The organism is Streptomyces sp. NPDC101776 (genome assembly GCF_044766845.1).
Classification (GTDB): domain Bacteria; phylum Actinomycetota; class Actinomycetes; order Streptomycetales; family Streptomycetaceae; genus Streptomyces.
Genome location: NZ_JBIWMV010000009.1, coordinates 44,111 through 65,568, shown reverse-complemented (window position 1 = coordinate 65,568; position 21,458 = coordinate 44,111). Strand labels below are relative to the sequence as shown.

General features: G+C 71.4%; 18 protein-coding genes. 6 read left to right on the top strand and 12 right to left on the bottom strand.

What is annotated here, in order from left to right:
- Positions 1-3 precede the first annotated feature (3 nt).
- The 6 genes from ACIRRY_RS26710 to ACIRRY_RS26685 form a co-directional block, all read right to left on the bottom strand.
- Positions 4-1,809: an FAD/NAD(P)-binding protein gene (locus ACIRRY_RS26710; protein WP_403977110.1), complete on the bottom strand. Its 1,806-nt coding sequence runs from the start codon at positions 1,807-1,809 to the stop codon at positions 4-6.
- A 402-nt stretch (positions 1,810-2,211) separates the two neighbouring features.
- On the bottom strand, positions 2,212-2,811 hold the full coding sequence (locus ACIRRY_RS26705; RefSeq protein ID WP_403977108.1) for a GTP-binding protein: 600 nt from the start codon (positions 2,809-2,811) through the stop codon (positions 2,212-2,214).
- The gene (locus ACIRRY_RS26700) at positions 2,795-3,151 is read right to left on the bottom strand and encodes a DUF742 domain-containing protein (protein WP_033286270.1); all 357 of its coding nucleotides are present in this window, start codon (positions 3,149-3,151) and stop codon (positions 2,795-2,797) included. Before ACIRRY_RS26700 ends, ACIRRY_RS26705 begins: the two co-directional genes overlap by 17 nt.
- The gene (locus ACIRRY_RS26695) at positions 3,148-3,576 is read right to left on the bottom strand and encodes a roadblock/LC7 domain-containing protein (protein ID WP_403977106.1); all 429 of its coding nucleotides are present in this window, start codon (positions 3,574-3,576) and stop codon (positions 3,148-3,150) included. The genes ACIRRY_RS26700 and ACIRRY_RS26695 overlap by 4 nt, the downstream gene beginning before the upstream one ends.
- A complete protein-coding gene (locus ACIRRY_RS26690) occupies positions 3,573-5,837 on the bottom strand; it encodes a nitrate- and nitrite sensing domain-containing protein (RefSeq protein ID WP_403977104.1) in 2,265 nt (754 codons plus the stop codon). The genes ACIRRY_RS26695 and ACIRRY_RS26690 overlap by 4 nt, the downstream gene beginning before the upstream one ends.
- Before the next feature lie 225 nt (positions 5,838-6,062).
- Entirely contained in the window at positions 6,063-7,283 is a 1,221-nt protein-coding gene (locus ACIRRY_RS26685) for a DUF5685 family protein (RefSeq protein ID WP_403977590.1), read from the bottom strand.
- A gap of 333 nt (positions 7,284-7,616) precedes the next feature.
- On the opposite strand from ACIRRY_RS26685, the gene ACIRRY_RS26680 reads away from it, so the two are divergent.
- Complete coding sequence (locus ACIRRY_RS26680) at positions 7,617-8,057, top strand: cell division protein SepF (RefSeq protein ID WP_019059292.1); 441 nt, start codon at positions 7,617-7,619, stop codon at positions 8,055-8,057.
- A gap of 54 nt (positions 8,058-8,111) precedes the next feature.
- Here the strand turns inward: ACIRRY_RS26680 and ACIRRY_RS26675 are convergent, their stop codons facing one another.
- The gene (locus tag ACIRRY_RS26675; protein WP_403977102.1) at positions 8,112-9,305 is read right to left on the bottom strand and encodes an acyl-CoA dehydrogenase family protein; all 1,194 of its coding nucleotides are present in this window, start codon (positions 9,303-9,305) and stop codon (positions 8,112-8,114) included.
- A 293-nt stretch (positions 9,306-9,598) separates the two neighbouring features.
- Complete coding sequence (locus ACIRRY_RS26670; protein ID WP_403977100.1) at positions 9,599-11,206, bottom strand: MFS transporter; 1,608 nt, start codon at positions 11,204-11,206, stop codon at positions 9,599-9,601.
- Positions 11,207-11,466: 260 nt separating this feature from the next.
- On the opposite strand from ACIRRY_RS26670, the gene ACIRRY_RS26665 reads away from it, so the two are divergent.
- Both ACIRRY_RS26665 and ACIRRY_RS26660 read left to right on the top strand, forming a co-directional pair.
- Positions 11,467-12,609 (top strand): hypothetical protein, encoded by a 1,143-nt coding sequence (locus ACIRRY_RS26665; protein WP_403977098.1) that lies wholly within the window; start codon positions 11,467-11,469, stop codon positions 12,607-12,609.
- 237 nt (positions 12,610-12,846) lie between these two features.
- Positions 12,847-13,884, top strand: a complete 1,038-nt coding sequence (locus ACIRRY_RS26660) for a phosphatase PAP2 family protein (RefSeq protein ID WP_403977096.1) — start codon at positions 12,847-12,849, stop codon at positions 13,882-13,884.
- A 111-nt stretch (positions 13,885-13,995) separates the two neighbouring features.
- Here the strand turns inward: ACIRRY_RS26660 and ACIRRY_RS26655 are convergent, their stop codons facing one another.
- The 4 genes from ACIRRY_RS26655 to ACIRRY_RS26640 all read right to left on the bottom strand — a co-directional run bounded on the left by ACIRRY_RS26655 (position 13,996) and on the right by ACIRRY_RS26640 (position 17,336).
- Positions 13,996-14,211 (bottom strand): I78 family peptidase inhibitor, encoded by a 216-nt coding sequence (locus tag ACIRRY_RS26655; protein WP_403977094.1) that lies wholly within the window; start codon positions 14,209-14,211, stop codon positions 13,996-13,998.
- A 263-nt stretch (positions 14,212-14,474) separates the two neighbouring features.
- Positions 14,475-15,476 (bottom strand): helix-turn-helix transcriptional regulator, encoded by a 1,002-nt coding sequence (locus ACIRRY_RS26650; RefSeq protein ID WP_403977092.1) that lies wholly within the window; start codon positions 15,474-15,476, stop codon positions 14,475-14,477.
- A 35-nt stretch (positions 15,477-15,511) separates the two neighbouring features.
- Positions 15,512-16,807, bottom strand: coding sequence for an ABC transporter substrate-binding protein (locus tag ACIRRY_RS26645; protein WP_403977090.1), 1,296 nt, complete (start codon positions 16,805-16,807; stop codon positions 15,512-15,514).
- A complete protein-coding gene (locus ACIRRY_RS26640; RefSeq protein ID WP_403977088.1) occupies positions 16,776-17,336 on the bottom strand; it encodes a hypothetical protein in 561 nt (186 codons plus the stop codon). The genes ACIRRY_RS26645 and ACIRRY_RS26640 overlap by 32 nt, the downstream gene beginning before the upstream one ends.
- Before the next feature lie 122 nt (positions 17,337-17,458).
- Between ACIRRY_RS26640 and ACIRRY_RS26635 the strand changes: the two genes are divergently transcribed.
- Genes ACIRRY_RS26635 through ACIRRY_RS26625 form a run of 3 tightly spaced genes read left to right on the top strand, consistent with a single transcriptional unit; the run spans position 17,459 to position 21,449 of the window.
- Entirely contained in the window at positions 17,459-17,935 is a 477-nt protein-coding gene (locus tag ACIRRY_RS26635) for a hypothetical protein (protein WP_403977086.1), read from the top strand.
- Complete coding sequence (locus tag ACIRRY_RS26630) at positions 17,935-20,814, top strand: ATP-binding cassette domain-containing protein (RefSeq protein WP_403977084.1); 2,880 nt, start codon at positions 17,935-17,937, stop codon at positions 20,812-20,814. The genes ACIRRY_RS26635 and ACIRRY_RS26630 overlap by 1 nt, the downstream gene beginning before the upstream one ends.
- Positions 20,811-21,449 carry an ATP-binding cassette domain-containing protein gene (locus tag ACIRRY_RS26625; RefSeq protein ID WP_403977082.1) on the top strand — a complete coding sequence of 213 codons (639 nt, stop codon included), beginning with the start codon at positions 20,811-20,813 and terminating at the stop codon, positions 21,447-21,449. The genes ACIRRY_RS26630 and ACIRRY_RS26625 overlap by 4 nt, the downstream gene beginning before the upstream one ends.
- Positions 21,450-21,458: the final 9 nt, after the last annotated feature.

Sequence of the window (21,458 nt, the reverse complement as noted above, 5' to 3'; positions counted from 1 at the left end):
GCGTTACGCGGCAGCCCGACACGCGAGGTCGCGCAGGAAGGTCAGCATGGCCCGCGCGGTGGCGTCGTTCTGCCGGAAGGCCGGCCCGCCGGTGCGCGGCCGGGTGAACGCGCCGGGCGTCCGTACGTCGGTGTAGGGCCCGAGCGCGAACCGCCGGGGGTGCGGCTGTCCGGCCCTGTCGAGGATCCGCCCGTCGGTGCGGTCCACCCGCAGCAGTCCCTCGGGGCTCTCCACCACGGCCCCGTCGGCGTGCAGTTCACGCAGCAGCGGGTCGATCGACCGCCCGACCGTGGGCTCCGGCAGCCGTGCCTCGACCAGCGCCCGCGCCTCGGTCGTCACACCCGGCACGGTCGCGCTCGACGCCCGGAACACCCCGTCCTCGGCCGCCACGGCCATGTCCGCGCCGACGAACCGCACGACGCCGGCCCGGGAGAGCGCGAGGAGTTGGCGCAGCCGGGGTCCGGGCGGCCCGGAGGCGAGATAGCTGAAGAAGCCGTGCCACCAGGGCCCGACGTCACCGAGCCGGATCAACTGCCCGTAGACGGACAGCAGTCCGAGGAAGACCGCCAGGTCCTGGCTGTGGGAGGGATCGTGACGACGGCTCAGATCCCCTTCCACATACGCCCGTAGCCCCTTCTGGAACTCCTCGTGCGACGCGTACCGGACCCCGTCCAGCGGATGGTCGAGTGCCGCGAGGTCGAGCCGGTCGGCGGGGTCGGGCACCGCGGACGCCACGAGGGCCGCGCGCTCGGCCGGCTCCGCGGTCGCGTACTTCTCCTCGAAGACGGTCCAGGCGATGCTCGTCCGCTCGGGGTGCACACCGAACAGCCGGTGGTAGTGCGCGAACCCCAACTCCTTCTCGATCAGCGGCCATACGTCCCGCCGGAAGTCGAAGCCCCCCGGCAGCGCGAGCACCGCGTCGACCTCGGCGGGCCCGAAGAACCGTGGCAGCGGCGGCCGCTCACCGCTCCACTCGTAGCCGATCTTCGAGTGGTACGGCACTCCGCGCCGCGACCCGACGTACAGCACCGGCTCCTGCCCCGAGGGGACATAGGTGTCGCCGTCGTAGCGTCCGCCCCGCCCTTCGGTGAGCAGCACCATCAGGTCGACGAAGGCGAGGCCGAAGCCGCGAACGAGGACGGGTTCGCCGGGCGCGAGGGCGGACAGGTCGCTGTCGGCGGTGAAGTCGGGCGGCAGGTGGATGAGGTCGTGGGCGCGGGCGTAGGCCGCCAACTCGCGCTGGTCCTGGTCGAGTTCGGCGTCGAGGTGGCCGATCGCGAGGACGACGAGGTCGGCGAGGAGCGGGCGCGGGCGGCCCTCCAGCCACACCTGCTGGCGTCCCTCGCGCGGGCCGCTGATCCTGAGGGCGCGTTGCGGGTGGTGGTGGACGGTGATGCCCGGCGGCAGCGCGGCCACGGCCTCCTCGTGCACCCAGCGCAGATAGGCGCCCTGGAGCTGGCGGTCGGCGAAGGTGGAGCCCTCGATGGCGGCCCATTCGTGCAGCGTGGGGCCGGGGCGTACCGGGCCGTCCATGACCACCGTCTCGTCGGTGAACATGGTGACGTCCTCGGCGTGCGAGTTCATCCACAGCAGCGGCGACTGGGCCGCGCGCCAGATGCGTCCGGCACCCGGCTGATGGGGGTCGACGAGGTGGATGTCGAGACCCTCGGTGCCCTCGGCGTACAGCTCGGGAGCGTTCGCGGCGATGCGCTCGATGAGGCCGGTCCCCCGCGGCCCGGCCCCGACGATCACGAGCGAGGACCTTGTGCCCGGGACGGCGGATACGGGGGTGGGAATGTTGGAAGACATGCGAAGACTCCGTGACGTGAGCAACACGGGCGAATGCCTTCACACAGGGTGCCTGGGCGGCACCGTACGGCCGAGCCCCTCAGCAGGACCGTCCACCGACTGTACGGCGCCGTTTCCCCTCGGTGTCAAGGAAGTCCACACTGTGAGCAGTACGTCTCATCTCGGTTGACGCCCCACCGGATGCCTGTTCCACTTAGCTCATGAATCGGCAGCAGTGGCTGGTCAAGCGCTCCCACATCGACCTCGGTCGAGTGTGGTCCTCTTCCTGTTGAGCTGACCCACTGCGCGTCCCGGTCGTCTGAATCTCCCGCTGACCGTGCGCTTCACGTGTTCTCCCGCTCCACCCGTTCCGCCTTCACACACCCCTCCCCTCGGGTTCCGTCCGCGCTTCCTCCACCACACCTACCGCGTCAGCGTGGCCGTACGCCGTCGTGGTGTCGCGCGCACACCGATCACCCGGTCCATCAGGGCTCCGAGCACATCCCGTACGGAGTCCCGGTTCCGGGCGTCGCACTCCAGCACGGGCACGTCCGCGCCCAGCCCCAGCGCCTCCCGGACCTCGTCCACGTCGAAGCGTTCGGCGCCGTCGAAACGGTTCACCGCGAGGACGAACGGCGCGCCCTGCGACTCGAAGTAGTCGACCGCCGGGAAACACTCCTCGATCCGCCGGGTGTCCACGAGGACCACCGTGCCGAGCGCGCCCTCCACCAGGTCGTCCCAGAGGAAGGAGAACCGGTCCTGCCCGGGCGTCCCGAACAGATACAGCGCGATCGTCGGGTCGAGCGTGATCCGCCCGAAGTCGAGCGCGACGGTCGTGGTGGTCTTCGACTCGACGCCCTCCAACGAGTCGACGCCCACGGAGACCTGGGTCATCGCCGCCTCGGTGTCGAGGGGTTCGATCTCCGAAATGGCCCCGATGAACGTGGTCTTGCCGACCCCGAGGCCGCCGCTGACCACGATCTTCACGGCCAGCGGCACGATCTTGTCAGAGCGCCCGGACATGGTCCCTGATCCTTTCGAGCATCGGGAGCGGCAGCTCCGCGGGTTGCCGGCAGGCGAGTTGCCCGGCGACGACGAGGTCGGAGATCAGCACCTTGGCCACTCCGAGGGGTACGCCGACGCGGTGCGCCACCTCGGCGACGGTCGTCGGCTGTTCGCACACCGCGACGATGTGGCGCCGCTCGAAGGCGAGCGACGGATCCGGCACGCCGACGGCGACGACCAGCGTCTCCAGCCGCAGATCGGCCTGGAGAGGCTCGGACCGGCCGCCGGTGATGATGAACGGCCGGACGAACGTCGCGTCCTCGTCAGGTTCTACGTCTCTGGGCTGTTCACCGTTCACCGCGGCAACGCCTGCCGCAGATCGGCGATGAGCGTCGGGGTGAGCAGATCACCCGCCCGCTCCGCGAGCACCGCCATCTCGTAGCCGACCAGGCCCAGTTCACCGCTGCTGTCGGCGAGGACACCGAGACAGCTGCCGTCCCTGATCGCCGAGACGAGCAGGAAGCCCCGGCCCATCTCGATCATGATCAGTTTGACCCCGTCGAAGCTGTACCGCTTGGACGCGCTGCGCGCCAGACTGCTCAACCCCGAGACGATCGCGGCGAGATGGTCGGCCTCGGTCCGTCCGAGGCCGTCCGACACGGCGATCAGCAGCCCGTCGGAGGAGACGGCGACCGCGTCGCGTACGCCGTCGGTGCTCTTGACGAAGTTGGCGAGCAGCCAGTTGAAGGTCTGGGAGTCGTGATGGGTGTCGACAGTGGTCACTTGGCGTCACCCTCGCTGTGTCCGGCGGACTTCTTGGCCTTCTCCTTCTCCTTCTCCACGCTGATGCCGCCGCGCATGTGGGCGCTGCGCAGGGTGGAGAGCATTCCGGAGACCTCCTCGGGGCTGCGGTCGGTGGTCGGTCCGGTGGGCGCCGGGCGGCTGGGCCGGTCCGTCTCGGTGACGGCCTCCGAGATCGCGCTGCGCTGGGGCCGCTTGACGAGTCCGTTGCGGGTACGGGAGGCGGAGGTGCCGCCCTTGGCGCCGGAGGCCTTGCTCTCGACGGGCTTCGCCCCGGCCGTGACGGTCACCGACTCCACGGCGTCCTCCTCGTTGCGCGGCGCGGGCAGCACCGGCTTGTCCGCAGCCTTGCCCTGTGGGGCCTCCGTCAGCAGCGCCGCGGGGATCAGCACCCGGGCGACCACACCAGCCGCCGGTGCCTCGCCGAGGCGTACCTCGATACCGCACTTGCGGGCGAGCGCGCCGACCACGAAGTGGCCCAGGAACCGGGTGGGTTCGGCCATGAAGCTGGCGGTTCCGGAGAGCCGTACGTTGGCCTCGGCGAGGGCCTGGTTGTCCATGCCGAAGCCGTGGTCGACGATCGCGACCAGATAGCCGGCGCTGGTGCGCCGCCCCTCGATCTCCACATCGGAGTCCGGCGGCGAGAAGCTCAGCGCGTTCTCCACCAACTCGGCCAGCAGATGGGCGATTTCGACGACCACGGAGCCGGTGACGAACGCGGGCTCGATCCGGCGCAGGGTGACCCGGCGGTACTCCTCCACCTCGGACAGCGCCGCGCGCAGCACGTCGTTGACGGCCAGCGGGGTGGACCAGGGGCGGGGGCTGGACTCTCCGGCGAGCACGAGGAGGCTTTCGGCGTTACGGCGCATACGGGTGGCCAGATGGTCGAGTTCGAAGAGGTTGGCGAGGGTCGCGGGGTCGGCGTCCTCGTGCTCCAGCTTGTTGATGAAGCTGATCTGACGGCGCACCAGGTTCTGGTTGCGACGGCCCAGGCTCACCAGCGAGTCGGTGGCGTTGCGCCGCAACACGGCCTGCTCGGTGGCGAGATCGAAGGCGGACCGCTGCACCCGGTCGAACGCCTCGGCCACCTCCCGCACTTCGGACCCGGCCCGGTCGGCGACGGCCAACGGCGCGGGCGGCTCCGGCGCCCGCCCGGACGACCCGTCCTGTACGGCGGCCACGGCCTGCGGCAGCCGGGTCCCGGCCACCTGCCGTGCCTGCTGGGCGAGTTCGACCAGCGGCGTGGAGACGGACCGTACGCAGTCGAGGGCCAGCGCGGCGAGCGCGGCGACCGTGCCGAGGGCGAGCAGCAGGAACAGCAGCAGATCGCGCTGGGCCGAACTCTCCAACTGGACGGCCCTGTTCTCCACATCGGTGCCGAGGGAGATCTGGACGTTCCGCATCCCGTTGATGGTGGAGGTCGTCGAGTCCCACCAGGCCATGGGCGGGATCGCGCTCGACTTCAGCTTCCCGGTGCCGTGCACCGCCTTGCTCTCGTACGCCAGCGCGCGCTCGGCGTCGGGCGTGGTCAGGGCGGTGTTCAGCCGCCGTTCCTGCACGGCCGTGGCCGACCGCGGGAAGGCGTCGAGGGCGGCGAGGCGCCCGGCACGGATCTCCATGAACCGGCTGTAGTCGGTGCCGCGGAACTTCCCGGCGCGCACCGAGCCGAGCACGATGGCGCGCTCCTCGCCGGTGAACTCCTTGGCGTTGCCGAGGACTTGGAGCGCCTGGTAGGCATCGCGCAGATTGCCGTCGTGGACGTCGCCGAGACCGAGGTCGAGCCGGTCGAGGACGGTGATCGTGGTGGTGAAGTAGTCGAAGGTGTCCTTCACCACGCCGGTGCCGTCGTCGGCGTCCTTGCGGATGCCGGCGAGACCGTCGAGCCGGCCGAGGGACTCGCGCACGGAACCGGCGGCCGAGTCCTCGCGCCCCTTCAGGGCCACGTCCAGCTGCTCGCGCGCGGCGTCGGTCGCCTTGCGCTGCGTGGGCAGTTTGGCGCTGAACTGCCGGACGCCGCCGACGTATCCGGTGGTGAGCCCGCGCTCCTTCTGCAGTTCGTGCACGAGTCCCTGGAGGGTGATTTCCAGGCGGGCGTTGTCGGCGGTCGCGGAGGCGTTGCGATAGGCGGAGATCTGGTCGGCGGCCGCGATACCGAGCAGGGCGAGCAGGACCGCGAGGGCGAGGATCAGAATCCTCAGCAGCCTGGTGCGGATGCTGGTGGTCGCTTTTGTTGTGACGTCCACTGAAGTGCCTTAAGTGGGTGGCGAGTTGATCGGGGCTGATCAGGGTTGATCGGGGATCGAACCCGAGGCAGAAATGGTTCTGCTCCCGCCCAACGACACTCACGGCGCACCGGTCACCGGATCATGTTTTTGTTTTACCGCGCCGAAACACGGGCCCTCCGGCCTCGCAGGTCGACAAGGGCCCTCAGAGCGGTCGTATACAACGGCGGTGACTGCCCGTCACGGTCAGCAGTCGCAGCACGAGGCGCATTCACAGCACTCACAGCACTCGCAGGCGTCACAGCACGAGCAGTCGCAGCTCGAACGACACCCCTCGCGCCGCCGCCCCGACCACGGTCCCTCGAACTCGTCGGCGCAGCACACCTTGCAGGTGCAGCAGAGGCCGAGGGCGGCGGCGCATCCGGCCAGGAAACCGCGCCCTTGGGGACGCGGGGGCTCACCGCCGAAGGGATTCCCTCCGTAGGGATTGCCGTCGTGGCGCGGGTCGCCCGGCAGGTAGGGGGTCTGCGGCGGTCCGAAGGCGGCCTGCGGCTCCGCCGCGCCCCCGAGCCCGAGCCCGCCCCCAAGCCCGTGCCCGTGCCCGCACGACTGGGTGCCGAAGGCCCGGTCCACCGAGCGGCTCAGTTCGTGCGCGAGCAGCAGATGCGCCAACTTGCCGTCGGTGAAGGACGTCTCCCGCAGCGCGAGGCGTATCCCGTGCAGCGCGTCGTCGGCGAGGCGGCGGGCCTCGGTGAGCGGAGTGCCGGTCGCGGTGAGCGGGTTCCAGGCGCCCGACGCGGCGTCGGCTTGCCTGTCCTCGACGGCGTCCAGGAGATGCGCGAGCCGGCCGAAGAGGCGGCCGGCCTCGGCGAGCGGTACGGCGTTGCCGGGCCGGCCGGCCAGGAGCGCGGTGTGCGCGAAGGCGGCGGCCGTGGCGGTCTCGGTCGGTTCGGTGACGGTCAGGATCGGGGTGCCGGGCCCGGCGAGCGCCTCGATGCCGAACTGCCGCTCCACGGCCTCGACGAGGACACCGGCGTCGAACCCGACGGCCGAGCCGGTCCGCGCCCCGGCCCGCCCCCAGCTCCCGGCCACCCGCCGCGCGGCCAGCGCCACCGGCCTGCGGGCCAGCAGCCCGTCCCCGTCGGCGACATGGTCCCGCACCTTGGCGGAGGCCAGCACCAGCGAGACGGCCGCCGCGAGCCGCGCCCCCTCGCCCTGGGCGACGGACGCGGTCCGCATCCCGCGCAACGGGCACGGCCCGGCCGTACGCCGCCAGCCGCCGCCCGCCCGCTCGACCTGAGCCTCTGTCAGGACCGAGAGGAGCAGACCGTCGTAATTGGTGACAACCCTCGCGAACTGACCGTGATCCCCGCGCAGCGCGAGACACAGCCCGCACAAATGCGCCATCCACTGGGCCTTGAGACTCTCACCGAGCCTGTGACTGCAAGGCCTGACCATTCCGAACACGACAACCCCCCGTGGCGTGAACGACATCTGACTGGGCATCCGGAGTTCGATATGGCAGCTGACCGGGCGTTGAGCAGCGACGTCGAATCGACCACCCCGTTCACCCGTACGCACCAGCCGTCACCCGGTCGCCGTGAAGAATCATATTTCACTCTCAGTCAGCAGCCCTGTCCAGCAACACCCTTGATACACGGGGGCCCTCGACGTATTGGCTGTGCACCAGTAGCGTCACAAACCCCCCGCGCGGCGTCTATCCACTTGGCGCGCGATCCGCATCATGGATGACCATAGGGATGCGGATAGCAATAAAGACCGCTGTGAGAGGAGGCGTCCATGGGATCGGTACGCAAGGCGAGTGCCTGGCTTGGGCTCGTTGACGACAACGATGACGAGCGCTACTACGACGACGACTACTCCGAAGGGACCGAGCAGCCCGGGGATGCCTGGGTCACGGATCCGCGGGTGAAGGTGGCCGAGGACGTCGCCGAGGTGAAGGGCCGGCGGATCGGCACGGTCACCCCGGACAGCTTCCGGGACGCCCGCGCCATCGGTGAGCTGTTCCGTGAAGGGGTTCCGGTGATCGTGAACCTCACGGCGATGGAGGCGACCGACGCCAAGCGCGTGGTCGACTTCGCGGCCGGCCTCACCTTCGGCCTGCGCGGCACCATCGAGCGGGTCGCGAACCGTGTCTTCCTGCTGACCCCCGCCAACACGGAGATCGTCAGCGGCGACCCCGCCGTGCGCCGTGAGGACGGATTCTTCAACCAGAGCTGAGGCAGGGCCGCTTACCGGCCCTGCCTCCCGCAGGGTTGTCCCCGGGCCGCCGGTCTACCGGAAGGCGTCGAGTCCGGTGAGCGCCTTGCCCAGCACGAGCTGGTGCATCTCGACGGTGCCCTCGTACGTGAGCACCGACTCCAGGTTCGTCGCGTGCCGCATCACCGGGTACTCCAGTGAGATCCCGTTGGCACCGAGGATCGTCCGTGCGGTACGGCAGATCTCGATGGCCTCCCGTACGTTGTTCAGCTTGCCGAAGCTGACCTGCTCGGGACGCAGGCGCCCGGCGTCCATGCGCCGCCCCAGATGATGGGCGAGCAGAATCCCCTTGTGCAGTTCGACCGCCATGTCGGCGAGCTTGGCCTGGGTGAGCTGGAAGCCGCCGATGGGCCGCCCGAACTGCTCCCGGGTCTTCGCGTACGCGACCGCGGACTCGAAGGAAGCGCGCGCCGCGCCCATCGCACCCCACACGATTCCGTAACGGGCGTGCGACAGACAGCTCAGCGGCCCCTTCAGCCCGACGACCTCGGGCAGTACGGCAGCGGCCGGCAACCGCACGGCGTCGAGGACGAGTTCACTGGTGACGGACGCGCGCAGTGACCACTTGTGCTTGATCTCGGGCGCGGAGAAGCCGGCACTGTCGGTGGGCACGACGAAGCCGCGGATGCCGTCGTCGGTCTGCGCCCATACGACGGCGACGCCGGCCACCGAGCCGTTCGTGATCCACATCTTCCGGCCGTTGAGCACCCAGTCGCCGCCGGCGTCGCGCTTGGCGTACGTCCGCATCGCGCCCGGGTCGGAACCGTGGTCGGGCTCGGTCAGCCCGAAGCAGCCGATGACGTCACCGGCGGCCATGTTCGGCAGCCAGGTCCGCTTCTGCTCCTCGCTGCCGAAGCGGTGGATCGCGTACATGGCGAGGGAGCCCTGCACGGACACGAGTGACCGGATCCCGGAGTCGGCGGCCTCCAACTCCAGGCAGGCGAGCCCGTATTGCACGGCGGAGGCCCCGGCGCACCCGTACCCGTCGAGCGACATCCCGAGCGCCCCGATCCCGCCCAACTCCCGCGCGAGCTCCCGGATTCCGGGCAACTCCCCCTTCTCGTACCACTCGGCGACATACGGCAACACCTTGTCGGCCGCCCAGGCCCGCACGGTGTCCCGGATCGCCAGGTCCTCGGGGTCGAGCAGGTCGTCGATGCCGAGGGGGTCGGTGGGGTCGAACGGGGGCAACTTCGGGGACACGGACATGACAGACACAGCCTCCGGCAACTAAAAACTATCACCGCTAGTTACGACAACGGGCTCGACGTTACGACGCCGGGTCGGGCACGTCCACCACTTCTCCCCCCCGCCCACCCGTTTACGGGCGACGGAGGGGTGAGCGTGTGGGGTGGGGGCTGAGCGCCGCGGGCGGCCGCGACTGCGTCCGAGCGCGCCCTCTCCGGCCCACCGCCCCGCAGGCGCCAACGGTGTGGCACCCCCACGGGACACGGTCACCTCTTGGATGCCCGTAAACGGGTGGGCGGGTGGGAAAGGTTTGGTCAGGCTGGGATTCGGGACTCTGCTACTTCCCTGGGGGCAGGCACCCCGACAGCCGCCGCAGGCACCTCGCACTGCATGATCCGGGGCAACCGCAACGCCATCACCGCGCCCAGCAGCAGCAAGCCCGCGCTGACGAGCAACGTGACGTGCAGGCCGTGGACGAAAGCGTCCCGTGCCGCGTGGCGCAGGGCCGCGCCACGTACCCCACCGAGCCGCCCGGCCACGTCGTACGCCTCGCCCAGTGAATGCCCCGCCGAGACCGACGCGGAGGTCGGCACCCCGGGCACGGACCGCAGCCCGGGAGCGTACGCCGCGTTCATCACGCTGCCGAGAAGCGCGATCCCGATCCCCGCCCCGAGCTGGTACGAGGTCTCGCCGATCGCCGCCGCGCCCCCCGCCTGCGCCGGCGGAGCCTCGCTCAGCATCGACTCGTACGCCCCGAAGAGGGTCATCTCCAGCCCGAACCCGAGCAGCAGGAACCCGAAGAGCAGCAGCCCGGCGTTGTCCCGCCCACCCATCGCGGTGAGCGCCAGCACCGAGACCGCGGTGAGGCAGAACCCGAAGCACACCATCCGGCGCGGCCCGAACCGCCGGAGCATCCGCGCCCCGAACAACCCCGCCGCCATCGCCGCGAACGTCAGCGGCAGGAGTCGTAGACCAGTCTGGAGAGGGGACAGACCCAGCACCAGTTGCAGGTACTGCGCCGCGATCAGTTCCAGGCCCACGAGCGCCAGCATCGCCAGCACGATGCAGCCGACGGACGTGCTGAACGCCGGCCTGCGGAACATCTTCAGGTCCACCAGCGGATGCGTACGGCGCCGTTGTCGTCGTACGAAGAGAACCAGCAGCACCGCGCCCACGAGCAGCGGGGCCACGGTCCAGCCGCTCTCCACGGCCTCCCCGCCACCGAGCCGCTTCACGCCGAAGACGACGCCGAAGAGACCGCCCGCGGCCATCAGCGCGCCGACGACGTCCCACGGGCCGTCGCGGTCGCCGCGGGACTCGGGGAGCAGGAGTCGGCCGATCGGCAGGCTGATCAGCATCAGGGGGATGTTGACGAGGAAGACCGAGCCCCACCAGAAGTGCTCCAGGAGGAAGCCGCCGAGGAGTGGGCCGATCGCCGCGCCGACCGCGGCCACCGCGCTCCACACGCCGATCGCCACCGCCCGCTCCCGCCGGTCGGGGAAGACCTGGCGGAGGATCGACAGCGTGGCCGGCATGATCATCGCGCCGCCGACGCCGAGCAGCGCCCGCGCGAGGATCAGGACCTGGGCGTCATGGGCGAGGGAGGCCAGCCCGGAGGCGATGCCGAAGAGGCCGTAGCCGAGGAGCAGGATGCGTCTGCGGCCCACGCGGTCGCCGAGCGTGCCGAAGAGGATGAGGAGCGAGGCGCAGACCAGCGGATAGACGTCGACGATCCAGAGCAGCTCTATCGCGCCGGGTTTGAGGTCCTCGGTGACGGCGGGCACCGCGACATGCAGCACGGTGGCGTCGAGCGCGACCAGCAGCAGGCTGACGCAGAGGACGACGAGGACGACCCAGCGGTTGGCACCGGCCCCGGCCGCCCGACGGCGCAGCGCTGCGGCGGCCGTGGTCGTCCTGGACATGTACTACCTCCCAGATGTTCCCTCGCGTTCGGCGGGGCTCACGGGGTGGGGACTCCCCGTGACTTCGGTCGGAGAGGAGCGGTGTCTCCGACCCGCGCAACGAAGGCGAGTGAGCCGTCAGAGTACGCGAGTTCACGCCAATGCCACGTGGTGGACCTCTCACACTCCCCGGAGAACACGTGTGGCGTACACCACTTACCTCCCTCTCGACCACGCCCCGCCTGGTCTTCCGGTTCCGTACGCCCTCGATAATCGGGCCCGTGACCGATCTCGCAGCACCTCTGCGCCGGGCGGCCCCGGCCCTCCTCGGGTACGCCACCGTCCGCGCCCTGGGCCTGGTGGTGCTCGCGGTGTGGAGCGCGGCGCGCGGCAAGAGCGCCCACACCTTGCTGACCGCCCGGTGGGACGCCCTCTGGTACACCCGGGTCGCCGACCTCGGTTACGGCTACGAGGTCCGCCTCCCGAACGGCGACGTCCACTCGAACCTCGCCTTCTTCCCGCTGTTGCCCTGGCTGGAACGGTTCATGCACGCGGTCTCCCCGCTGTCGTACGCCGACGGCGGTCTCGTGGTGAGCCTGCTCGCCTCGCTCGCGGCGGCCTGGGGGATCTTCGCGGTCACCGACCATGTCTACGGCCGTCGCGTGGGCGTCGCCGCCGTACTGCTGTGGGCCGTGCTGCCGGTCGGGATCGTGCAGTCGATGGCGTACAGCGAGTCGCTCTTCACCGCGCTCGCCGCCTGGTCGCTGTACGCCGTGCTGACGGGCCGCTGGCCGGCGGCCGGAGTCCTTGCCCTGTTCGCCGGTCTCACGCGGCCGGTGGGGCTCGCCGTGGTCGCCGCGGTGTGGGTCGCCGGCATCACCTCTTTCGTGCGGGACCGCAGCACGGCGCCCGCGCCCGGCGCGCGGGTCTGGCCGCGCGCCCTGGGCATGGCGCTCGCGCCTCTGGGCGCCGCCGGGTACGTCCTGTGGGTCGGCCATCGCACCGGCAAGGGCCCGCTGGGCTATCTCGACGTGCAGGCGGGCTGGCGCAACGGTTTCGACGGGGGCGCCGCTTTCGCCCGTTTCGTGGGCGACAAGTTCACGTCGTTCCCGTCGGCCCTGGCCGGGGTGGGGCTGATCGCCGGAGTCGGACTGGTGCTCTGGCTGTACGTCGTGGGCGTCCGACAGGGCCAGCCGCTGCCCCTCCTGGTGTACACAGGCGTCGTCACCGCGCTCGCGCTGTGCGCGTCGAGCTACTTCGGCTCGAAACCGCGCCTGCTGATGCCCGCCTTCGCCCTGTTGCTCCCCCTCGCGCTCGCCCTGGCACGACTGCGTACGTCCAGGTCAGCATGGGTGGTGGGCGGTGTCGCACTGGCATCGGCCGCGTACGGGGCGTTCTGGCTGAACGGCTCCGGTCCGCCATGATCCACTCGTCACGCTCCATGAGCGCCCGGCCAATTCCACCCCAGCATTTGGTGAACTAATTCATAAGGGCCATAAAACTCGACCCGGCATGATCAAAGGAATTGAAGGACGGAGCCGTCCGGGATTGCGGAATCCTCGGAAATAAACCTGGCCCTGAGAGCTTTCCCACATCACATCGTCATCACAAAGCCGCTGTTTCGACGGGGATCCACACTCACTCGCTGTAACGTCGATTGAGTGCGTACCGAACGAAACCTCACCCGTCTGGACCGGGTGTTCGCGAGGCTGGACCGTGAACCCGAACGGCCGGCCAACATCGATGTGCCGAAGATGAGCCGGCACAGGGTCGTGCTGTTTGCCGCGACCCTGGCCTTCTATCTGTCGATCGTATGGCTCGTCGTGACCACGTCCTGGCTGGTCCGGTTCGACTGGCAGGTCATGTTCTTCCGGCCGTACCAGCAGTGGGCGGGCATCCACTGGTTCGTCGACTACTACGTGGTCCTGGGCCAGCGCGGCCCCACCGCGGTGATGGTCGCGGCCTGGCTGGGCTGGCGCTCGTGGCGGCAGCACACACTGCGCCCACTGCTGACCCTGGGCACCCTGCTGCTGCTGCTGAACATCACGGTCGGCGCCGCCAAGCTCGGCATGGGCCGCCTCGGCCCGCACTACGCCACTGTCATCGGCTCGAACGAGATGGGCCTTGGCGGCGATATATTTCCCAGCGGCCACACCGCCAACGCGGTCGTGACCTGGGGAATCCTGGCGTATCTGGCCTCCACGCCGGCCGCCCGCCGGTGGCTGTCCGCCGCGTCCGCGGTGACCTCGCTCGGCGTCGGTCTCGCCACGGTCTACCTCGGCACGCACTGGCTGAGCGACGTACTGCTCGGCTGGGCCGCCGGTCTGCTGGTCCTGCTCGCCCTCCCCTGGTGCGAGCCGCTGATCGCGCGCGCCGAGACCTCGATCTTCGACCTGCGCGACCGCTGGCGCGCCCGTCGCGGCCGCAGGACGCCCGCACCGGTGCCCGCGTCCCCGGTCACCGCGCCGGTGCTGCTCAAGCCGCGCGCCTCCTCCGGCGACGAGGTCCCGGCGGCCCGCGAGACGGTCACCACGAGCCGTTCGGCCCGGCCGCCCGCCCATCTCGCCCCGAGCCCGCACACGGCCCGTTCGGAGCGCACCCCGGTCACCCCGATCGGCAGCCGCCGGCCGCCGCACCCGGACCGGGTCGCGCGCGGGACCACCGGCACGGCCGCCCCCCGCCCCGTACCGGGCGGCTGACCCGGCACGTACAGACCGCGGGGCCGGTACGCACCACCATCCCCGCACCGAGAAGGCCCCGGTTCCTTCAGCGGAACCAGGGCCTTCGTCATGGGTGCCCGACGGGTGCGCTCAGCCCTTCCAGGCGCGCGCCACCGTGCCGTCGGCGACCTCGAAGTTGAGCCGTCCCACGCGGAACTCCATGGTGATGATCGCCCCCGGCGGCAGCGACCGCACGGTCGACCACCCGCGCTCCCGTGCGAGCCGTTCGGCCTCTGCGGCGTCGAGGCCCACATAGCTGTTCGGACTGTCCTGGGGCTCTGCCGGTGGAGTCGGAATGGATGCCATGCCCGCCACGCTAGCCCCTCTCCCGCTTCATCCGTCCCTCTCCGGTCACACTTCTGTCACAGGATCAGGACGTGTGTTTTGTGCTGCCTCCCTCACACGTATGAGCGGTTCCGTACGCCTTCCGCAGGCATTCGAACGTAATTCCCGCATGTCGGTCCGGCTCGCCGAATAGCCCGGCGGAAAGCACCGCGAGAACCGGCCCGGCGCCCTCATTCCATTCCGATTCCATGCGCTACGGCGGGAGCTGACACCGCATAAGAGTTTCACCGTTCCGGCACAGAATCGCCGTGGGCCGCCCGGTCGTGCCGGTCCAGCGCCCGGGACAGCCGGTCCCGCGCCGCCCTGATCCTCTCGGTCAGCCCGACGGGCTCCACGACCTCGAACTCGAAGCCCGTCATCACCACGTGGACCACCATCACGTCGAGGTTCGGGGCGCCGGTCCGCAGCAGACAGGTGGTCGGCCCGTCCGCCTCCAGCGTCCCGGCGGACGGCGAGATCCGCTCGGCGGCCTCCTGGAGGGGCACGAGCAGCCGTACGACGGCATGCGTGGCGTACGCGCGCGTGGAGACCCCTTTCGAGACGTACGCGGCGAGGTCCTCGGCCGGGGGCGGGCGCGGGGTGAAGCGCGGCCCGTGCGGCGGCCGGGGCGTGATCCGGTCGACGCGGAAGGTGCGCCAGTCCTCGCGGTCCAGGTCCCAGGCGACCAGGTACCAGCGCCGCTCGGTGCACACCAGGCGGTGCGGTTCGACGGTGCGGCGGGTGGCGGCGCCGTCATGGCTCTCGTACGCGAAGCGCAGCCGCTCGGCGTCCCGGCACAGGGCCGCCAGTTCGGTCAGCACGGCCGGGTCGACGGCGGACGGCGGCGTGTTGTGCAGCATCGGCACGGTGAACGCGTTGAGGGCGCCCACCCGGCGGCGGAGCCTGCTCGGCAGGACCTGTTCGAGCTTGGTCAGGGCGCGTACGGAGGTCTCGCCGATGCCCTCGATGCCCTGCCCGGCGGCGGTGCGCAGACCGACCGCCACGGCGACCGCCTCGTCGTCGTCCAGCAGCAGCGGCGGCAACTCGGCGCCCGCGCCGAGCTGGTAGCCGCCGCCCGTACCGGGGCTGGCGTTGACGGGGTAGCCCAGCTCGCGCAGCCGGTCCACGTCCCGGCGCACGGTGCGCGGTGTGACCCCGAGCCGGTCGGCCAGGTCGGCGCCGGACCACTCGCGATGGGCCTGGAGCAGCGAGAGCAGTCGCAGGAGTCGTGCCGAGGTCTCCAACATGGTCACAGTCTGTGGCACGTGCCGTAGGGCAGTGATCAAGGGCGGTACGGCAGTTGGGGCACCTCGAAACAGGTGGCGTTCATGTCCCCCTGCGGGACCCACCCCCTGCCGTCCTGCCACCGGGCGACCGACAGACACGTCCTGCGTGTCCTCGGCGGTTCGGTGAGCCGCTCGAAGGAGACGGGAACCAGGAGGCCGTCGGCGGTGTAGTTCTCGCTCCGGTTCATGAAGCCGTCGACGCACGCACGCGTGACGCCCGTTTTCGCGCAGGCCTTTGCCGCGTCCGTGAACCACATCGCCGCCGCCCAGCCCTCCAACTGCCACTGGGAGTGCGTCTTCAGGCCTTTGGTCGCGTCCCGGAACTCCCGTACGGCCGCCTGCGAGGTGTCGTCGAAGTCGCGGCTGGACCCGGTCGCCCACAGCGCGTTGCGGCAGCGCGGGGAGTTTTTGTAGTCCTCCGGGACGGTGGATGTCCAATTCTGTACGTTCGTTACCTTGGCGACGACGTGCGCGCCGACCTGGTCCATCGCCGCGCACAACTGGGCGTTCCCGTGCGTGTCGAGGGCGTCGAAGACCAGGTCGGCGCCCTGCTGCTTCAAGTCCGCCGCAATGGCACGGAAGTTGGGCAGCGCGAAGTCGACCTGCTCGGTGACGACCTTGTAGCCCTCCGCCTTCAGCCCCTGCTCGACGAGCCGGGCGTAGGCGGCCGAGGCGGCCTGGTTGTACGACACGACGGCGGCGGTACGGGCCCCCTGCTCGCGCTTGAAGTACCGGTAGACCTCCGTGCCGCCGTACAGCTTCCCGCCCCAGCCCGGGGTGCCCGCGCGGGGCGCGAGGCTGCCGTAGACGCCGTACAGGTGCGGCCAGGTGTCGTAGGCGGCGCCGACGGGCTGGCCGCCGATGTCGGGCACGCGTGCGTGGGAGACGCGGGAGGCGCCGGCGTAGTCGAGGGCGGTGGTGGCGACCAGGGCGACGACCTTCTCCTCGTCGATCAGCTTGTGCACGCACTCGTTGTTGCCGACGCCGCTGCCGCCGTCGTCGCACAGGCGCACCTCGACCGGGTGCCCGTCGATGCCCCCGCGCGCGTCGAGGCGGTCGAAGTACGCCTTCGCGCCGTCGCGGGGGCCGGTGAAGGTGTCGCCGCCGACCGGGCTGGTCGCGCTGGTGATGATGCCGACCCGGATCGGTGTTCCGCCGTCGGTCGTGGGCGTACGGGTGTCGCCGTGCTCGAAGTCGCTCTCCGGGAGGCGGCTGCCGCAGGCCGTGCCCCCGAGGAGCAGCAGCACCGCGACAGCGGCCTCAGCAGCCCGCCCCGGGCGACTGCGAGGCATCGCCGCTCAACGCCACCAGCGCGCACAGGGTGTTGACGGACACCTTCCAGGTGCCGTCCTGCTCGACCGTCGTCCCGGAGGCGTCCGGCAGGGCGGTGGCACCGTTCAGGGTCAGGCTGTACGTCACGGTCGCCTTGTCCGGTGCGGTGAACTCGACCTTCTGGACGTCCGCCTGGACCTGCCCGCCGCGCTTGTCCCCGCTGAAGGCCTTGAGCACCGGGCCCATCTTGTCGCCGTTCTCCAGGACGGCCTGTTTGTCCTGGGTCGAGGTGGCCGGGTCGAAGAACTTCTTCCAGTTGGCCTTGATCTGCGTCGTGGCGGCGGCCGGGTCGGCGGGCGCGGTCGCCGGTGCGCTCGTGGTCTGTTCCACGGACGGGGTCGGCGGTGGTGCGCTGCCGCCGCCCCCGCTGTCGTCGCTGCACGCCGCCAGCGCCGGGCCGAGCGTGAGCACGAGCGCCAGGGCGGCCGTAACTACCGTGCCCCGCGCGTGCGTTGTGTTCCTTCGCCTGAGATCGCTCCCGAGAACCATCTGGCTCACCGCCGGGTGTCGGTCCGGGCCGTGCTCGCCCGGTGTTTTCAGGTCAGGTGTCAGAAGGCATAGTGCAAGCCATTGGCCGGCATGGACAGACACCTGACGTGTGGGAGCCGTAAATGCGGACAGCCCGACTGCGGACCGTGCACCCCGCCCTGTGGGCCGGCTGGGCCGCGCTCGCCGCCGGCGCGGTCCTGTGCGTGATCGGCTGGTACGGCGTCTCCGGCGAGCGCTACGCGGAACGCCAACTCCCCTACCTGGCCTCCTGCACGATCCCCGGCGCCGCCCTGATCGTCGCCGCCGCGATCCTGCTCACCCACGGCCGAAGCGCCCTCGCCGCCGCGCGCGTGGAGGAGTTGTACGCCCTTCTCGTGGCCGTCGAGGCCGACGACGCCGAGGAGTCCGCGCGGGCCGCCTTCACTCCCGTGGCGGTCAGCGGGGACCTGCTGATGGTGCCCGGCGGCACGTTGTGGCACCGCGCGGACTGCCCGTTGGTGGCCGGGAAGCCGGAAGCGGTGCCGGTGGACTCGAAGCTGGTGGCGAGCGGCGAGCTGAGCCCCTGCCCGATCTGCGAGCCCGCCGAAGCCGACGACTGATGTCCTCCCTGAGCTACGACCTCACTCTCGCCGGCCTCTCCGTCGGCAGCGCCGCCGCGCTCACCGGGATCGGCCTGATCGTGACGTACCGCGCGACCGGCGTCCTCAACTTCGCGCACGGCGCCGTCGCGATGGTGTGCGCGTACGCGCTGCGGCAGTGCGTGGTGGGGTGGGGCTGGCCGCTGTGGCTCGGCGCGGTGGTGACGCTGCTGTTCCTCGCGCCCGCCATCGGGGTGGCGCTGGAACGGTTCGTCTTCCGCCCGCTGTCGGTCCTGGGCGGCGATCCGGCGCGGACGCTGGTGGCGTCCATCGGGGTGTTCGTGCTGCTGGTCGGCGGGGCGGTGCTGGTGTGGGGGCAGGGGGCACGGGACGACGCGCCGGAGCTGGTGTCGGCCGATCCCTGGGGGCAGTTGGCGGTGGTGGTCGTACTCGCCGCCGGGGTCGGGGCGGTGATCCGCTGGACGCGGTTCGGGCGGGAGCTGCGGGCGGTGGTGGACGACCGGCGACTCGCGCTGCTGGGCGGGGTGGACGCGGACCGGGTGGCGGCGGCGGGCTGGGCGTTCGGTTCCTTCACGGCGGGCCTGACGGGCGTACTGCTCGCCCCGTACGTGCGTCTGGACCCGTACGGTCTGCCGCTGCTCGTCATGGAGGTGGTGGCGGTCTCGGTGGCCGCGCGGATGCGGAGTCTGCCGGTCGCGGTGGTGGTGGCGCTGGGGATCGGGGTCGGGCAGAGCCAGTTGACGCGGTTCCATCTGCCGGGCTGGAATGGGCAGTTGGTGCAGGCGGTGGGCGCGAACCTGTTCGTGGTCGCCCTGTTGGTCGCGGCGCTGGTGCTGCCGGGTGTCGGTACGAAGGACGCGCTCCCGCGTACGGCGACGGCTCGCGTCCCGACCCCTCCCGGCGCCTGGATCGTGGCGGCGGTGCTGTTCCTGCTCCCCCTCGGCTTCGCGGGCTCGGACCTGCACACCTCGGTCCAAGTACCGGCGCTGGGCGTGGTGTTGCTGTCCCTGGTGGTGGTCACCGGGCGCGGCGGACAGCTCTCGCTGGGGCAGGCGGCGTACGCGGGCCTGGGCGCCCTGTTCACCGCGCTACTGGCGGCGGGCCGCTTCCCGGGACTCCCCCGGCTCCCGGAACTTGCCGCACTCGCGACGGCTGTCCTTCTGGTCGCCCCCTTGGGCCTGCTGACGGGCTGGCCCGCGATCAGCCGCCAGGGCCTGTCCCTCGCCCTCGCGACCTTCGCGGTCGGCGTCGGGGTCAGCCGCTTCGTCTTCGCCCAGCCGTACGCCACGTCGGGCCTGTCCCTGGACCGCCCGTCCGGCTTCGAGGGGGACCGCGCGTACTACATCCTCGAACTCGCCCTCCTCGCCACTGCGTTGCCGGCCACCCACGCCCTGCGCCGGGGCCGCACGGGCCGCGCCCTCGCGGCGATGCGGGACCACGAGGCGGGCGCGTCCGCGGCGGGCGTCCAGGTCCCGTCCCTGAAACTCCTGGCCTTCGTCACGGGCGCCGCCCTGGCCGCGCTGGGCGGCGGCATGCTCGCCATGAGCCTGCGCGCCTTCGACCCCTCGGCCTACGACCCCGTCCGCGGCCTCCTCTGGTTCGCCGCGGTGACCGTCCTGGGCGCCGACAGCACCCTGGGCGCCCTGACGGCCGCGGCCCTCCTGGTCGGGCTGGACGCGGGGGCGCGCGGCGGAGTGGCGGCGGCCCTGATCGGCGTGCTGGCGGTGTGCGTGGGCCGCTTCCCCGGGGGACCTCACGAGGCGCTGCGCGGGGCGATGGAACGGCGAAGGGCACGGCTCACGCCGGTGGGGGTGGGGGTGCGGCGGAGGTTGCGGGCGGTAAGTGTGAGGGTCGCCTCAACGGGGTTGGTGTATGCGGGCGTTGCACACCGGCGGCAACTCGGCACCGGGCGGGCGTCCGGGGCACGGGACCTGCGGGGGCACACGGCCGGGCCCGGCCCATCAGGGCTTCGGGGCGAGACGGGCACAACAGCGGCCAGCGGTACCGGCGTTGCACATCCGACCGAGCCCGACGACGGGCGGCAGCAGGGCAACGTGGCGGAACCGGCACACGGGGACGCCGCGTCCGAGCGCAGGCGCCCGCCCAGGGAAGCGCCCCCTCCCAAGTCCGCGCCGGAGGCGACCCGTCTTCGCCCAGCCCCTCCACGGACACCCCCCGCCCCACCCGTCCTCACCGCCCATACCCTGTACGCCCGTTACGGCAGTTTCACCGTGCTCGACGGAGTCGATCTCGTTGTGCGGGCAGGGCAGGTCGCCGCTGTTGTCGGGCCCAACGGGGCCGGGAAAAGTACCCTGTTCCACTGTCTGGCCGGGACCGTGCGGCCCGTGCGGGGGCGGGTTCGGCTCGGGGGGCGGGACATCACGCGGCTGCCCGCGCATGCGCGTACCCGGCTCGGGGTCGCGCGGACCTTTCAACAGCTCGCCGTCTTCGCCTCGTTGACCGTCGCCGAGAACGTGCGCGTGGGTGCCGAGCAAGGGCGGGTCGCCGAACCGGCCGCCGTGGAGCGGGCGTTGCGGTTGTTCGGGCTCGACGGGGACGTGCGGTCGCTGCCCGCCGCCGGGCTGCCCACCGGGACGCTGCGCCGGGTCGAACTGGCGCGGGCGTTCGCCGGGAGTCCGCGGGTGCTGCTGCTCGACGAACCCGCCGCCGGTCTCGACACCGCCGAAGTGGCCGCGCTGACCGTGGTGTTGAGGGCGCTGGCCGCCGAGGGCACCGCCCTGCTCGTCGTGGAGCACGACCTCGATCTGGTCGCCGACCTCGCCGACGTGGTCCATGTGATGGCGGCGGGCCGCATCGTCGCCTCTGGTCCGCCCGACCGCGTCCTCGACACCCCGGCGGCGCGGGAGCGCCCCGCATGACCATCGCCCTTCGCCACGCACGCGTGCGCTACGGCCCTCTCGAAGCCCTGCACGGCGTCACCCTCGCCGCCCCCGCACGCGGGCTCACCGTCCTGCTGGGCCGCAACGGCTCCGGCCGTACGACCGCGCTGCGGGCCCTCGCCGGTACGGTCGCGCTGTCGGGCGGCGCGGTGGTGTGGGACGGCGCCGACGTGACCCGTATGCCCGCGTACGAAAGAGCGCGCCGGGGACTGTGCCTGGTGCCGGACCGGCAGGCCGTGTTCGGGTCCCTCACCGTGCGCGAGAACCTCGAACTCGCCGCGCGGGACCACTCCGTGGCCCTCGACGCCTACCCCCCGCTCCGCCAACTGCTCCCCCGGCGCGCCGGCACCCTGTCCGGCGGTGAGCAGCGCATGCTGGCCCTCTCCCGGGCCTTGGTGGCACGCGCGCGTGTCGTGCTCGTCGACGAACCGGCGCAGGGCATGTCGCCCGCGGTCGCGGCGCACACGTACGAACTGCTGGGCGGGCTGGACGCGTGTGTGGTCGTGGCCGAGCAGCGGTTGCCGCCCGTGCTGCGCGGGCGGGCCGCCCTCGTGTACGAACTGCGGCGCGGGGCCGTCGTGTTCAGCGGCGAGGCGGCCGAACGGGAGCGGTGACGGGCAGGC